14 protein-coding genes are annotated in these 14,376 nt (G+C 73.3%); 4 read left to right on the plus strand and 10 right to left on the minus strand.

Annotated features, from left to right (window positions below; all coding sequences use genetic code 11):
- Positions 1-26: 26 nt before the first annotated feature.
- Positions 27-1,040, minus strand: a complete 1,014-nt coding sequence (locus O7603_RS16620) for a stage II sporulation protein M (RefSeq protein WP_281570715.1) — start codon at positions 1,038-1,040, stop codon at positions 27-29.
- A gap of 41 nt (positions 1,041-1,081) precedes the next feature.
- Here O7603_RS16620 and O7603_RS16625 point away from each other — a divergent pair, with 41 nt between their 5' ends.
- Positions 1,082-2,212: an RDD family protein gene (locus O7603_RS16625; protein ID WP_281570716.1), complete on the plus strand. Its 1,131-nt coding sequence runs from the start codon at positions 1,082-1,084 to the stop codon at positions 2,210-2,212.
- 109 nt (positions 2,213-2,321) lie between these two features.
- Here the strand turns inward: O7603_RS16625 and efeB are convergent, their stop codons facing one another.
- The 3 genes from efeB to efeU are packed head-to-tail and all read right to left on the minus strand — an operon-like array spanning position 2,322 to position 5,664.
- The gene (gene efeB / locus O7603_RS16630) at positions 2,322-3,599 is read right to left on the minus strand and encodes an iron uptake transporter deferrochelatase/peroxidase subunit (RefSeq protein ID WP_281570717.1); all 1,278 of its coding nucleotides are present in this window, start codon (positions 3,597-3,599) and stop codon (positions 2,322-2,324) included.
- Positions 3,600-3,618: 19 nt separating this feature from the next.
- Positions 3,619-4,749 (minus strand): iron uptake system protein EfeO, encoded by a 1,131-nt coding sequence (gene efeO, locus O7603_RS16635; RefSeq protein ID WP_281570718.1) that lies wholly within the window; start codon positions 4,747-4,749, stop codon positions 3,619-3,621.
- Between the two features lie 21 nt (positions 4,750-4,770).
- Positions 4,771-5,664, minus strand: a complete 894-nt coding sequence (gene efeU, locus O7603_RS16640; RefSeq protein WP_281570719.1) for an iron uptake transporter permease EfeU — start codon at positions 5,662-5,664, stop codon at positions 4,771-4,773.
- Between the two features lie 244 nt (positions 5,665-5,908).
- On the opposite strand from efeU, the gene O7603_RS16645 reads away from it, so the two are divergent.
- The 3 genes from O7603_RS16645 to O7603_RS16655 are packed head-to-tail and all read left to right on the plus strand — an operon-like array spanning position 5,909 to position 7,382.
- Entirely contained in the window at positions 5,909-6,355 is a 447-nt protein-coding gene (locus tag O7603_RS16645) for a hypothetical protein (RefSeq protein WP_281570720.1), read from the plus strand.
- The gene (locus O7603_RS16650) at positions 6,352-7,224 is read left to right on the plus strand and encodes a tetratricopeptide repeat protein (protein WP_281570721.1); all 873 of its coding nucleotides are present in this window, start codon (positions 6,352-6,354) and stop codon (positions 7,222-7,224) included. The genes O7603_RS16645 and O7603_RS16650 overlap by 4 nt, the downstream gene beginning before the upstream one ends.
- Complete coding sequence (locus tag O7603_RS16655; RefSeq protein WP_281570722.1) at positions 7,221-7,382, plus strand: hypothetical protein; 162 nt, start codon at positions 7,221-7,223, stop codon at positions 7,380-7,382. Before O7603_RS16650 ends, O7603_RS16655 begins: the two co-directional genes overlap by 4 nt.
- Positions 7,383-7,431: 49 nt before the next feature.
- Here the strand turns inward: O7603_RS16655 and ahcY are convergent, their stop codons facing one another.
- The 6 genes from ahcY to O7603_RS16685 form a co-directional block, all read right to left on the minus strand.
- Positions 7,432-8,928, minus strand: a complete 1,497-nt coding sequence (ahcY, locus tag O7603_RS16660) for an adenosylhomocysteinase (protein ID WP_281570723.1) — start codon at positions 8,926-8,928, stop codon at positions 7,432-7,434.
- Positions 8,929-9,272: 344 nt separating this feature from the next.
- Positions 9,273-10,436, minus strand: a complete 1,164-nt coding sequence (gene manA / locus O7603_RS16665) for a mannose-6-phosphate isomerase, class I (RefSeq protein ID WP_281570724.1) — start codon at positions 10,434-10,436, stop codon at positions 9,273-9,275.
- A 3-nt stretch (positions 10,437-10,439) separates the two neighbouring features.
- Positions 10,440-11,438 carry a cation diffusion facilitator family transporter gene (locus O7603_RS16670; RefSeq protein WP_281570725.1) on the minus strand — a complete coding sequence of 333 codons (999 nt, stop codon included), beginning with the start codon at positions 11,436-11,438 and terminating at the stop codon, positions 10,440-10,442.
- Positions 11,439-11,505: 67 nt separating this feature from the next.
- The gene (locus O7603_RS16675; RefSeq protein WP_281570726.1) at positions 11,506-12,702 is read right to left on the minus strand and encodes an SIS domain-containing protein; all 1,197 of its coding nucleotides are present in this window, start codon (positions 12,700-12,702) and stop codon (positions 11,506-11,508) included.
- The gene (locus O7603_RS16680) at positions 12,699-12,884 is read right to left on the minus strand and encodes a Trm112 family protein (RefSeq protein ID WP_281570727.1); all 186 of its coding nucleotides are present in this window, start codon (positions 12,882-12,884) and stop codon (positions 12,699-12,701) included. Before O7603_RS16680 ends, O7603_RS16675 begins: the two co-directional genes overlap by 4 nt.
- A 61-nt stretch (positions 12,885-12,945) precedes the next feature.
- Complete coding sequence (locus tag O7603_RS16685; RefSeq protein ID WP_281570728.1) at positions 12,946-14,331, minus strand: phosphomannomutase/phosphoglucomutase; 1,386 nt, start codon at positions 14,329-14,331, stop codon at positions 12,946-12,948.
- Positions 14,332-14,376 lie beyond the last annotated feature (45 nt).

Below are 14,376 nucleotides of genomic sequence, written 5' to 3' on the forward strand. Positions count from 1 at the left end.
CCCGACAACGTCGGTCGATCATGAAGTTATTGCGCGCCGTCACGGCGTGTCGCGGCAACAACTTCATGATCAACGGACTGGGTCGGGGCGTCGGCGGGCTGGGAGTGGGTGGCGCGGTGGCCGAGGACGACGACGTACGCCAGGAAGGCCAGCCAGACGGCGGCGCCGAGGCCCACGCGGAGCGCGACCGGCACGGGGGCCGGGGTGATGAACGCCTCGACCAACGCGGAGACCGCGAAGACCCCGACCAGGCCGAGGGCGACCAGGATCGCGGAGCGCCCGGCCCGGGCCACCGCCTGGCCCCGCGTCAGGTCGGCCGGCGGCGCGATCCACGCCCAGCCCGTCCGCAGGCCCACCCCGGCGGCCACGAACACGCCGGTCAGCTCCAGCAGGCCGTGCGGGGTGATCAGGCCGAAGAAGACGTCCGCCCGACCGTACGAGACCATCACCCCGCCGACCACGCCGATGTTGAGCGCGTTCTGCCACAGCAGGTAGAACACCGGCACGATCAGCACCCCGGAGGCCAGGCACTGCGCGGCGATCCAGGCGTTGTGGGTCCAGAGGTGGAAGGCGAAGGTCGGCGCGGAGAACTCGGTGTAGTAGCCGGCGAAGCCGGAGTCGACCAAGTCGGCCGCCGCGTCCTCGCCGATGAACGCGGCGGCGCTGTCCGGGTTGTTGGCGACGAACCAGATCAGGAAGAAGCTGAGCAGGCTGAACCCGGTCGCGACCCCGCACCACCACGGCCAGGCCCGGTAGACCGCACCGGGGAAGCCGGCCAGCAGGAAGCGGGTGACGACCGCCCAGGACGGGCGGGGTCGGCCGGTGAGCCGGGCGCGGGCCCGCAGCACCAGGTGCGAGAGCTGGCTGACCAGCGCGGGGTCGGGTGACCGGCTGCGCAGCGCGGAGAGCTGGGTGGCGGCCCGCTGGTAGAGCGCCACCAACTCGTCGACCTCGGCGGCGTCGAGCCGGCGGCGCTTGCACAGCTCTTCGAGCCGCCGCCACTGGCCCCCGTGCTCCGCGACGTACGCGTCGAGATCCACTCCCCACCCCCGTCCCGGCGATCATAGTGTTCACTGTCGGGGTGAGCGCGCACCCGCCGTCGTCGACCGCCACCCGCCCGGCCGCCCGCACGCCGGCGTGGGGCGACGCCGGGCTGGTCAGCGGCGAAGCCGTGGAGCTGGACATCCGGGTCGCCCGGCTCGGCTCCCGGGTGCTCGCGCTGCTGCTGGACGTCCTGGCCCAACTGGGGTTCGCGCTGGTGCTGTCGATCCTGGTCGCGATCCTGTTCTCGGCCCTGCCGATCGAACTGGTCGACGCGGCGCTCAGCGGCGCGGTCGGCACGATCTCGCTGGTCCTGGTCCTGGTCGGCTATCCGGTGCTCTTCGAGCGGTTCAACAACGGGCGTACGCCGGGCAAGGCGGCGGTCGGGCTGCGCGTGGTCAGCGCCGACGGCGGCCCGGTCGGGCTGCGGCAGTCGCTGACCCGGGCCCTGGTCGGCGTCGCCGTCGAGTGGCCGGGCCTCGTGCTGCCCCTGCTGAGCTGGGTGGCCGGGGTGACGGTCATGCTGACCGACCGGCGCGGGCGGCGGCTCGGTGACCTGGTCGCCGGCACCCTGGTCGTGCACACCCGCACCGCCGCCGTGTGGCGGCCGGTGGCGACCGCGGTGCCGCCGCTGGTCGCCTGGGCGTACACCCTGGACCTGAGCCGGCTCGACGACGGCCTGGCGCTCGCCGCGCGGCAGTACCTGGCCCGGGTGCACCAGCTCGCCGAGCCGGCCCGGACGCGGCTGGCTCGTGGCCTCTGGGCCGAGGTGGCCGCGCTGACCACCCCGCCCCCGCCGTTGGCCGCGCCGGAGACGGTCTACCTGGCCGCGGTCCTCGGCGAGCGGCACCGCCGGGCGATGCACCGGATGCGGCGCGGCCGGTCGGTAGCCGCCGCGCTGTGGCCGGAGCTGATGCCGGTCCCGCCGGCCGAGCCCATCCGTCCGGCCGCGCCGGAGGCCACCCCCGCGTTCGCGGCCAGACCACCCGTGCCGCCCGCGCCCCCCGCCCAGCCCGGCCCGCCGATACTCCGCCCGGCGGCCACACCCGCGCCGTCGACACCAGCCAACCCATCGGTGGTACGCCCCGCGACCGCACCCGCGCCATCGACCCCCGCGAGTCCGCAGGTGGTACGCCCGGCCACCGCGACCGGCGAGCGGCCCGGCGCCTGACCGTCCGGCCGCCGGCGACCAGCCGGCGGACGGGCGGGGAGTGCGGGCCTTCGCGGCGGAGCCCCGGATCTGGGGCAGGTCGACAGCGTCCCCGGGGCGCTGGGCGGGGTCACCCGAAGAGCGCGCGTCCCCAGTGGTCGCCGCCGTCCCGCACGCCGGGTGGGCAGGCGAAGATGCCGCTGGAGACGTGCCGCAGGTACTCGTTCATCACGTCGTGCCGGGCCAGCTGGGTCTGGATCGGCACGAACTGCTTGCGCGGGTCGCGCTGGTAGGCGATGAAGAACAGCCCAGCGTCCAGTCGACCCAGCCCGTCCGAACCGTCCACGAAGTTGTAACCGCGGCGCAGCAGGTGCGCGCCGTTGTTGCGGCTGGGGTGGGCGAGGGTGACGTGCGCGTGCTCGGGGATGCGCGGTTCGCCGTCGTCGCCCTTGGCCGCGAAGTCCGGCTCGTCGAACTCGTCGCCCTGCCCGAGCGGCGCGCCGCTGCCCTTGACCCGGCCGACGATCTCCTCCTGCTCGGCGAGCGAGGTCCGGTCCCAGGTCTCGACCAACATCCGGATCTTGCGGGTTACCAGGTACGACCCGCCGGTCAGCCAGTCCGGCCCGTCGCCCGGCTGCACCCACAGCTGGTCGCGCAGCAGGTCGGCGTCCTCGGCCTTCAGGTTGGCGGTGCCGTCCTTGAAGCCGAACAGGTTGCGCGGGGTGGCCTGGCCGCGCGAGGTGGACGAGGTCCGGCCGAACCCGAGCTGGGACCAGCGCACGCTCACCACGCCCATGCCGAGGCGGGCCAGGTTGCGGATCGCGTGCACCGCGACCTGCGGGTCGTTGGCGCACGCCTGGACGCAGAGGTCGCCGCCGCAGAGCTGCGGCTGCAGCGCGTCGCCGGGGAACCGGGGCAGGTCCGCCAGGGCGGCCGGACGCCGGTCGGCGAGGCCGAACCGGTCCCGGCCGTCGGCGTCCCGGAAGAGGGTCGGGCCGAAGCCGATGGTCAGGGTGAGCTGCGACGGGGGAAGGCCGAGCGCCTCGCCGGTGTCGTCCGGCGGGGCCTCCGGTAGGCCGCCGACCGCACCGAGGATGCCGGCGTCGCGACCTGCGGTCATCCGGGCGGCGGCGGCCGTCCACTCCTGGAGCAGCTCGACGAGCCGGGCCCGGTCCTTGGTGATCACGTCGAACGCGACGAAGTGCAGCCGGTCCTGCGCCGGGGTGACGATGCCAGCCTGATGCTCGCCGTGGAACGGCACCGCGCCGGCGGCGTGGTCGCTCGCCGCGGCCTGCTCACCGGTGCCGCGGATCAGCGCACCGACGCCGGCCGCCGCACCGGCCGCACCGGCCACCCCGGCGCCGGCGATGGTGATCGCCCGCCGCCGGGACAACCTGTTCCCGTTCATCGACTCCCCCCGCCCCCGGTCACTTCGCGACGACCGCGGCGACCTTGCTGATCGGCTCGGCGAGCGCGTTGATCCCGTCGGACAGCTCCTTGAGTTCGGGCTTGCTCAACGCGGTGTGCAGCTTCCAGCCGTCACCGTCCCGGTGCTTGCCGAGCAGCGTCTCGACGTTGGCGAACTCGGTGTCGAGCTGCTTCACCAGGTCCGGCGAGCGCTGCTCCAGCGCGGGGCGGAGTGCGGCGACGGCGGCCTTGGAGCCCTCGAGGTTGGCGTTGAAGTCCCAGAGGTCGGTGTGCGAGTAGCGGTCCTCCTCGCCGGTGATCTTGCCGCTGGCCACCTCGTCGAGCAGTTCCTTGGCACCGTTGGCGAGCTGGAGCGGGGAGAGCTTCTCGGCGTTGGCCTTCGCCACGATCTCCTTGACGTCCGCCAGCAGCCGGTCGGCGATCGGGCCGTCCTTGCTGACGTCGCCGGTGGTCCACAGGTCCTTCTCGATGCGGTGGAAGCCGGTGAACTCCATCCCCTCCTCGATGACCTCCTCGCGGCCGTCGATCTTGGGGTCGAGGTCGCCGAAGATCTCCGCGACCGGCTCGATGCGCTCCCAGTAGGTCCGGGCGACCGGGAAGAGCGCCTTGGCCTTCGCCACGTCCCCAGCCTTGACCGCGGTCACGAACTCCTCGGTCTTCTCCAGCAGGGCCGTCGTCTGGCTCTTCACGTAGCGCTGGTAGTTGTCGGTCGCGCCGGCGAGCGCGGCGTCGTCGGTGAGCGGCGCGGCCGACCCGCTGACCTTCAGCGCGCCCCGGATGCCCTTGCCGCTCATGCCCGGCTTGCAGGCCGTCTCGTACGTCCCGGCGGGCAGCTCGACGCGCAGCTCGCGGCTCAGCCCGGGGGCGATGTTCTCCACCTCGCCCATCACCCGGTCACCGCTGGCGTAGACGTAGAACTCGGTCACCTTCGCCCCGGAGTTGGTGACCTTGAAGGTGGCCGTCCCGGCGTCCAGGTCGGTGTCACCGACGTCGCAGGCGGTGTCGCTGGCCTTGACCGTGATCGGGCCGCCGGCCGCCGCGTCCTTCGCCCCGGAGTCGGAGCACCCGGCGACGCCGGCCGCGGCCAGCACACCGGCGGCGGCCAGCGCCAGGTAACGGGTCGTACGCATCTGAGCTGTTCTCCTCGTGGGTCAGGCACGCTGCGGCGTGGAGGCCGCCTCGGTGTCGGCGTCGGTCCGGCCGGCCTCGGGCGCGGCCTTCGTGGGGGTGGGCGCCGCGGCGCGGCGGGCGGGAAGCAGGAAGAGCACGAGGACCGGCACGGCGTACGCCACCCAGGCGATCGTCTCGAGCACCGTCGGCGCGGCGGTGATGTTGAACATCCCGGTCAGCAGCGCCGCGTACCAGGTGCTGGGGTCGAGCACGCTGGTGATGTCGAAGGCCAGGTCGTTCAGACCGGGCAGGACGCCGGCCTCCTGGAAGTCGTGCACGCCGTACTTGAGGATGCCGGCGGCGACCAGGATCAGCAGCGCGCCGGTCCAGGTGAAGAAGCGGGTCAAGTTGATCCGGAGGGCGCTCGCGTAGAGCAGCACGCCGATCACCACGGCGGTGACGATGCCGCCGATCAGCGCGAGCAGCGGGCCGGTGTCGCCCGCCGCGCCCTGGGCGGCCGAGTAGAAGATGAGCGCGGTCTCCAGCCCTTCGCGGATCACCGCCAGGAAGGCCATCCCGGCCACGGCGAGGGACCCGACCGCCAGCGCCTCGCTGAGCTTGCCGCGCAGCTCGCCGGCGATGGTCCGGGCCGCCCGCCGCATCCAGAAGATCATCCAGGTGACGAAGACCACCGCCGCGACGGAGGTCACCGCCTCGAACAGTTCGCGATCCTCCGAACGGGCCAGCAGCGTGGTGGAGGTGTACTCGATCAGCCAGCCGAAGAGCACCGACAGCGCCACCGCCAAGCCGACGCCGGCCCAGACCTGGGGCAGCCGGTCCCGGCGCTGCGACTTGACCAGGAAGGCGACGAGGATGCTGACCACGAGAGTCGCTTCCAGACCCTCGCGCAGGCCGATCAGGTAGGTGGCGAACATCCGAGCTCCGGGTGGTTAGGCACGCCTCAGCTTAGTTAGGGCAGCCATACCTTCCTCCTGATGGGAGGCCCCGTCAAGTTGTTCAGGGCAACAGCACACCGTCGCGTTCCCGCACGTCGCCCAGCCGACGGGGCGCGGCGCGGAGGGGCGGCGGACGGCCCGGGCGCACGCCCCAGATGGCGGACCGTGGCCGGCGGACGGCTGTGGCAGGATCCGGCACGTCCCTACCGCAGACAGGACGACGGTGCCCGACGATCTGCTCACCCCCACCATCGCGCCCGCCGACTATCAGCTGAAACGAAAGCCGTGGCGTCCACAGTCGCTGCTGGTGCCGGCGATCCTCGGCGGCCCGACCGCGGTCACCGTCCTCGCGCTGCTCAACGCCGGCCGGCTCGGCCTGTCCCGGCGGGCCACCCTGACCGTGCTCGGCGCCGGCCTCGCCGCGCTGGCCGCCCGGGTGGCGGTCACCGCGACCCTGCTGCCCGAGGCCACCTTCGGGCCGGCCCGGCTGATCGGGTCGCTCGCCGGGGCGCTGGCCTGGGTGGCCGTCTCGGTCACCCAGAAGACGCGCTACCGGGCGTACGAGTGGCGCGGCGGCGAGCCGGCCGCACTGCTGCTGCCCGGCCTCGCCGCGATCCTGCTGCTCGGCCTCGTCGACGGCCTGCTGATCCGCCTGGTCGTGCGCGGGTGAGCGGGGCGGATGTGGCACTCGCCCGGGCCGCGCACCTGCTCGAGGTGAACCGGGCCGAGGCGGCCCTGGACGAACTCGCCCGGCTGCCGGCCGACGTGGCCCTCGGCGTGACCGCCTTCCGGCTGCGGGCCGCCGCGCTCACCGGCCTGGACCGCTGGGACGAGGTGGCGACCGCCGCGCGGCAGGGGTTGGCCGAGGCCGGGCCGGACGCGGAACTGTCTGCCCGGCTCGCCCTCGCGCTGCGCCGCCACGGCGAGTACGCGCCGGCGGAGCGGGTGCTGATCGAGGCGCTGGCCGTCGAGCCGACGAACCCGGGGCTGCTCTGCCAGTACGCCGACCTCTGCACGGCGGTGGGCCAGACCGACAAGGCGGCACGGCTCGTCGCGCGGGCCGCCGCGCTGGCCCCGCGGTCACCGGCCGTCTTCGCGTCCCGCTTCCAGGTCGCGTACGTCCAGGGCCGGCACCGGGCCGCGGAGCGCATCGCCCGGGACTTCCTCGGCGCCTGGCCGGACGACCCGGCGGCGCTCGCGATGCACGGCCTGGCCGCCGCCCAGCGCGGCCGGATGGGGGCGGCGTACCGCTCCTTCGGGCAGGCCGTGTCGCACTCCCCTGATGACGTCGGAGCGGCTGACGCGGCCTGGGAGGCGCGACTGCACGTCCACCCGCTGCTGCTGCCGCTGCGACCGCTGCGCCGATGGGGCATGCTACGCACCTGGCTGGTGGCGGTGGCCATGATGGCGCTGCCCGCCCTGGCCGGGCTGGACCTGCTCGCCGGGCTGCTCGGGCTGCTCTGGATCACCTACTGCGCGTACGCGTTGATCGCCCCGGCCCTGGTCCGGCGGCTCGTTCAAGGGCGGTGGCGGCCGTGAGAGGTTTCGGGCCCTGGCTGGCGGTGCTGGCCGTGGTTGTCCTGTTGAGCGCGCTGCGCCTGCGGGCGCTGGCGACGGCGGTGTCGCTCGCCTGGCTCGCCTGGTGCGTCTGGACCTGGATCCGCCCCAACCGCCGCCGCGACCACCCTCCCCGCTGACGACACCGGGCCGGCCGCGGTGTGCGGCCGGCCCGGGTCGTCGGATGGATCAGTAGCGGTAGTGCTCGGGCTTGAACGGGCCCTCCACCGGCACGCCGAGGTAGGCGGCCTGCTCCTTGCGGAGCGTGGTCAGCTTGGCGCCGAGGGCGTCCAGGTGCAGCCGGGCGACCTTCTCGTCCAGGTGCTTGGGGAGCACGTAGACGCCAATCGGGTACTCGTCCGTCTTGGTGAACAGCTCGATCTGGGCGATCGTCTGGTTCGAGAACGAGTTCGACATGACGAAGCTCGGGTGCCCGGTCGCGTTGCCGAGGTTCAGCAGGCGCCCCTCGGAGAGCACGATGATCGCGTGGCCGTCCTCGAAGCGCCAGAGGTCGACCTGCGGCTTGATGTTCACCCGCTCGACGTCCGAGCGCTTGGCCAGCCCGGCCATGTCGATCTCGTTGTCGAAGTGGCCGATGTTGCCGACGATGGCCTGGTGCTTCATCCGGGCCATGTGCTCGTGGGTGATGACGCTGAAGCAGCCGGTCGCCGTGACGAAGATGTCCGCCTGCTCGACCACGTCGTCCAGGGTGGCCACCTGGTAGCCGTCCATCGCCGCCTGCAGCGCGCAGATCGGGTCCACCTCGGTCACCACCACCCGGGCGCCCTGCCCGCGCAGCGACTCGGCGCAGCCCTTGCCCACGTCGCCGTAGCCCATGACCACGGCCATCTTGCCGCCGATGAGGACGTCGGTGGCCCGGTTGATGCCGTCGATGAGCGAGTGGCGGCAGCCGTACTTGTTGTCGAACTTGCTCTTCGTCACCGAGTCGTTCACGTTGATCGCGGGGAAGAGCAGGCTGCCCTCGCGCTGCATCTCGTAGAGCCGGTGCACACCGGTGGTGGTCTCCTCGGTGACCCCCTTGATGCCGCCGGCGACCCGGGTCCAGAGCTGCCCGTCCTCGGCGAGCGAGCGGTGCAGCAGGCCGAGGATGACCGCGTACTCCTCGGAGTCGGCGGACTCGACCGGCGGCACGACGCCGGCCTTCTCGAACTCGGCGCCCTTGTGCACCAGCAGGGTGGCGTCACCGCCGTCGTCGAGGATCATGTTGGGGCCCTGGCCGTCCGGCCAGGTCAGCACCTGCTCGGTGCACCACCAGTACTCCTCGAGCGTCTCGCCCTTCCAGGCGTACACCGGCACGCCGGACGGCGCGTCGGGCGTGCCGTGCGGGCCGACCACGATCGCCGCGGCGGCGTGGTCCTGGGTGGAGAAGATGTTGCAGGACGCCCACCGGACGTGCGCGCCGAGCGCGGTCAGGGTCTCGATCAGGACGGCCGTCTGGATGGTCATGTGCAGCGAGCCGGTGATCCGGGCCCCCGCCAGCGGCTGGGCGTCGGCGAACTCACGGCGGAGAGCCATCAGGCCGGGCATCTCGTGCTCGGCGAGCTGGATTTCCTTGCGCCCGAACTCGGCGAGCGCCAGATCCGCCACCTTGAAGTCGCCCTCGGCGACGGTGCTCGGCCGGGCCTCGGACGGCGTGCCGCTGGACGCCGGGAGGGTGCTGGTCATGAAAGCTCCTGTCGGACGATGTGCTGCGCGACCCTCCACCTTACGCGCGCCCGGCGGCGGCGCCCGGCCGGCCGTCGATGCGGCGCCTGCCGGCCGTCGACGCGGCGCCAACCGGCCGTCGGGGCGGGGCCCGGAGGCGGACAGCGCACGGGGCGGTCGACAGTGAACGGACTCTCCGCTCACCACTCGGCCGCCCCGTGCATCCCCCCGGTTTGGTTCCCCGCGCGCTCTCGGACCGTCGTCGCGATAACGCTGCGTACCCATAGAGTCACACTGCGCGAGCGGCGCGTCAAGCTATTCCGGGAAAGTCGGACTTGCGCCCTGGCCGTCGGGCCGCCGCCGGCTCACCGCAGGCCGCTGGAGGCGACGTACGCCTCACCCGACCCGCCGATTCGCACCGACCCGGCGGCCGCACCGCCCACGGCCGCCTGACCGGAACCGAGGGTCAGCGCGCCGGTGCCGTCGTCCACGGTGACCGAGCCGCTCACGCAGAGCACCACCCGGGGCCCGGTCACCGGGAGGTCCACCGCCGGCACGTCGCCGCCCACGGTGACCCGGTACAGCGCGAAGTCCTCCACCGGCACCGGCCAGGAGTCCACCCCGGGACCCACCGGGCGGGCCGCGCACACCGGCTCGTCCAGCACCTCGAAGCGCAGCACCCGCAGCAACTCGTCGACGTCCACCCGCTTCGGCGTCAGACCGCCCCGCAGCACGTTGTCGCTCGCCGCCATGATCTCCACGCCACAGCCCCGCAGGTAGGCGTGCAGGTTGCCCGCGGGCATCCAGATCGCCTCACCGGGCGCCAGCCGCACGTGGTGCAGCAGCAGCGCGACCAGCACGCCCGGGTCGGCCGGATAGTCGGCCGCCAGGGCGCGGGCGAGGGCGGCGTCCGGCCCGTCGACCGGGGCCGCCACCACCGCGGCCACCAGCCCGGCCCGATCGTCCCCCGGCCAGGTCAGCAGCGTGCGTACGGCGCTGCGCAGACCCGGAACCCCGCTCCGCAACGCGGCGACGACCGGCTCCAACGCCGGTACGCCGAACGCGGCGATCGCGGCCGCCGACTCCATCGGGTCACGGAATCCGCAGAGCGCTTCGAACGGCGACAGCGCGACCAGCAACTCCGGCTTGTGGTAGGGGTCGACGTAGTTGCGCTGCCCCTCCGGACGCGCCAGGTCCGCGGCGTGCCCCGCCCGGGCCTGCTTCGCGTCCGGGTGGGCCTGCAGGCTCAGCGCCGCGTCGGCGGCGAGCACCTTGAGCAGGAACGGGAGCCGGGTGCCGAACCGGTTGACCACCGGCGTGCTGAGCCAGTGCTCGGGGTCGGCGGCCAGCACGTCGGCCAGGCTCACCCGCGTACCGTCGCGCTCGACCGCCGCCGGCGCCCCCGGATGCGCGCCGAGCCACAGCTCGGCCTCCGGGCCGTCGCTCGGCACCGGGCGCCCCTGCAGCGTCGCGATCGCCGAGCGGGACCCCCAGGCGTAGTCCCGAATCGGCCCGTACAGCAGTTCCACGTATCAGCTCCCAGGCCGCCCGGACGCCTCGTCCTCCGGCTCCGCCACGGCGGTGTGTGACGCGGCGCCGGTGCCCGCCTGCTCGGCGGCGGCGCTGTAGATGTCCGGCTCGAGGTAGATGACCCGGGCGATCGGCACCGCCGAGCGGATCCGCGCCTCGACGACGTTGATGCCGCGCGCCAACTCCTCGGCGCTGTCGCACGGTGCCACGGCGACCTTCGCGGCCACCATCAGTTCCTCCGGCCCGAGGTAGAGCGTCTTCATGTGGATGATCCGCTCCACCTCCGGGCCGTCGGTCACGGCCCGTTCGATGGCGGCCAGGTCGTGCGACTCCGCGCCCTCGCCGAGCAGCAGGCTCTTCGTCTCGATGGCCAGCACGACCGCGATGGTCACCAGCAGGACGCCGATCATCGCGGTGCCCAGGGCGTCCCACTCACCGTTGCCGGTGGCGAGCGTCATCCCGACGCCGAAGAGGGCGAAGATCAGGCCGAGCAGCGCGCCGAAGTCCTCCAACAGCACCACCGGCAGCTCCGGGGCCTTGGCCCGCCGGATGAACTTCACCCAGGACTGGTTGCCGCGGACGTGGTTGGACTCCTTGATGGCCGTCCGGAAGGAGAACGACTCCAGGATGATCGCGATCACCAGCACGGTCACCGGAACCCACTGGTAGTTGTCAATGCCGTGCGGGTCGTGCCACTTGTGGTAAGCCTCGTAGAGCGCGAACAGGCCACCGACGCTGAACAGCACGATGGAGACGATGAACGCGTAGATGTAGCGCTCCCGGCCGTAGCCGAACGGGTGCTGCGGGGTGGCCTCCCGCTTGGCCCGCTTGCCACCCAGCAGCAGCAGTCCCTGGTTGCCGGAGTCGGCGACCGAGTGGATCGACTCGGCCAGCATCGACGAGGAGCCCGTCAGCGCGAACGCGAGGAACTTCGTGACGGCGATGCCGATGTTCGCCAGCAGAGCGGCGACGATCGCCTTGGTCCCGCCTTCGGCGCTCACGCCCCGGCTCCGCTCCGCCGCGGGACGCGGCCTCGTCCGAGCGCCGCGCGCCGCCGGCTACGTCCGTTCACTGGTTCGACAGCTCCTTCATCTCGGTGATGGCGGGCACCGCCATCGGGTCCAGCCCGTGGGCCAGTGCGAGGTAGATCGAGGCGAAGTCCGGGACCGCGACCAGCGAGGCCAGCCGCTCCAGCGCCGAGCCGCCCTCGGCGGTCACCACGTCGCAGCGCACCCCGCGGCGCTCGGCCAGCGTCTGCACGGCGTCGGCGCGACGCTCCTCGACGGCGAGCGGCTCGTCGGCGTCGTCCTCGGGGTTCAGGCCGCCGTCGCGCAGCAGCACCAACCGCAGCCGCGTCGCGTCGCCCGCGTCCTCGTCGGGGTCGGCGAAGATGTCCCGCTCCCCCTCGACCAGGCCGCCGAAGACGCCGTCGAGCAGCCCCACCCGGCCCCGCCCGGCCTCACCCAGCGCTCCGGTCACCACCGGGTAGCGGGCGTTGGCCGAGAGGGTGTCGCCGAAACGGCGGGCCGCGACGGTGGCCAGCGGGGACGAGCCCCAGACGATCGGGATCGAGCCGGCCAGCCCCAGGGCCAACGACTTTGCCGGGTTGACGAACGACTCCGCGGTCGGCCGGCTCCGGTCGGCGTCCGCGTCGAGCCGCGCCGCGGTCTCGGCGAGGTCCGCCTCGTTCACCTTCACCAGCCCGAGCGAACGGGCGGCGAGCAGCACCGGCACGGTGAGCGCCCAGAGACTGGCTCGGGCCGGGGCGCGGCGGGGCACCGGGATGAACGGCGCCCGGGCCCGCTCGGCGACGGACTGGAGCTGCGAGTCGGGCGCGCCGACCGCGACCAGCCGGGCGCCGCGGCGGTGCGCCGCCTCGGCGGCGCCCAACGCCTCCGGACTGCGACCGGAGGCGCTCACCGCGATGACCACGTCGGCGGCGCCCACCCAGCCCGGTACACCGGCGCTGCGGTGGGCGATCACCGGCACCGGGCAGCGCGGGCCGGCGACCGTGGCGAGCACGTCACCGGTGCGGCCGGCGGTGCCGATGCCGGCGATCACCACGGCCCGCGGCCGGCCGTCGTCGGCGAGCGCGGACAGGTTCGCCTCGGCGGCCAGCGCGGCCGACTCGCGCACCTGCGCCCCCGCGGAGGCGGTGTGCCGCAGCATGCCGCCCGGGTCGCGCTCGGCGAGCGCGTCCGGGTCGTCGAGCAGGGCCTCGTCGGCGTTCCGGTAACCGCTGACCCCGGCCGTACCGTCGATCACGGCTGCTGCCCCGGGCCGCCGCGCGCCTCGTCCAGCAGCAGCACCGGCACGTCGTCGCGGACCTCGAAGATCCGGCCGCACTCGGTGCAGGTCAGCGTCTGCGCCTGCGCGTCGTAGTCGAGCGGTGCGTGGTGCGTGTCCGGACAGGCCAGTATCTCGAGCAACTGCGGGTCCAGGGCCACGGCGCGGCTCCTTCCACGTGTGCGGCGTCAGCCGCCGGCGGTGCCGGCGGCGCAGGCGATCTTATCGGCGAACGCGGTCGAGCACCTCGTCGCGAAGCGCGATCATCCGCGCGCGGGTGGGCGCCTCGACGTTGAGCCGCAGCAGCGGCTCGGTGTTGGACGCGCGCAGGTTGAACCAGGCGCCGTCCGAGAAGAGCAGGGTGAGCCCGTCCAGCTCGTCCACCTCGGCGTCCGGATACGCGGCCCGCACCTCGCGCATCGTCGCGCCCTGGTCGGCCACCGTCGAATTGATCTCGCCGGAGGCGACGTAGCGCTCGTACTCGGCCGCCAGCACCGACAGCGGCTGCGACTGCTCACCGAGCGCGGCCAGTGTGTGCATCGCCGCCAGCATGCCGGTGTCGGCGAACCAGAAGTCACGGAAGTAGTAGTGCGCGGAGTGCTCGCCGCCGAAGATGGCGTTGGTACGGGCCATCTCCGCCTTGATGAAGGAGTGCCCCACCCGCGCCACCATCGGCTCCCCGCCGTGCTCCCGGATGATCTCCGGAACGGCGTGGGAGGTGATGATGCCGTGGATGACCGTCGAACCGGGATGCTTGGCCAACTCGCGGGCGGCGACCAGCGCGGTGATCGCCGAAGGCGAGACCGGCTCGCCCCGCTCGTCCACCACGAAGCAGCGGTCGGCGTCGCCGTCGAAGGCCAGCCCGATCTCGGCGCCGTGCGCGACCACCGCCCGCTGAAGGTCGACCAGGTTGGCCGGGTCCAGCGGGTTGGCCTCGTGGTTGGGGAAGCTGCCGTCCAGTTCGAAGTAGAGCGGCACGATCTCCAGCGGCAGCGGCGACAGCGTGGCGTCACCCAGCACCGTCGGCACCGTGTAGCCGGCCATCCCGTTGCCGGCGTCGACCACCACCCGAAGCGGACGGATGTCCGCGAGGTCGACCAGCTTGCGCAGGTACGCCGCGTAGTCCGCCAGCATCTCCCGCTGCTCGACGGGCCGGCTCGGCGCGCCGGCCGGATGCGACTCGCCCTTGTCCAGCAGCGCCTGAGCCCGGTCGCGGATCTCGGCGAGCCCGCTGTCCTGCCCGATCGGCCGGGCCCCCGCCCGGCACATCTTGATGCCGTTGTACTGCGCCGGGTTGTGACTCGCGGTGAACATCGCCCCGGGCAGGTCGAGCGAACCGGAGGCGAAGTAGAGCATGTCGGTGGAGGCGAGCCCGATCTCGATGACCGAGCGCCCCTCGGCGCGGACACCGGCGGCGAACGCGGCGGCCAGCCCCGGCGAGGTGGGCCGCATGTCATAGCCGATGACCACGGCGTCGCCCGGCTCGTCGGTGGCGTTCAGCAGCTGGGTGAACGCGGCGCCGAGGGCCTCGGCCGCCCGCTCGTCCCACTGGTCCGGCACCGTCCCTCGGACGTCGTACGCCTTCACGATCTGGGACAGATCAGACACCGATTCCACTCCTTGGCTGCAGGTCGTCACGCACCCTGAGCGTAT

Origin of the sequence: Micromonospora sp. WMMD812, assembly GCF_027497215.1 — a bacterium.
Lineage (GTDB): Bacteria > Actinomycetota > Actinomycetes > Mycobacteriales > Micromonosporaceae > Micromonospora.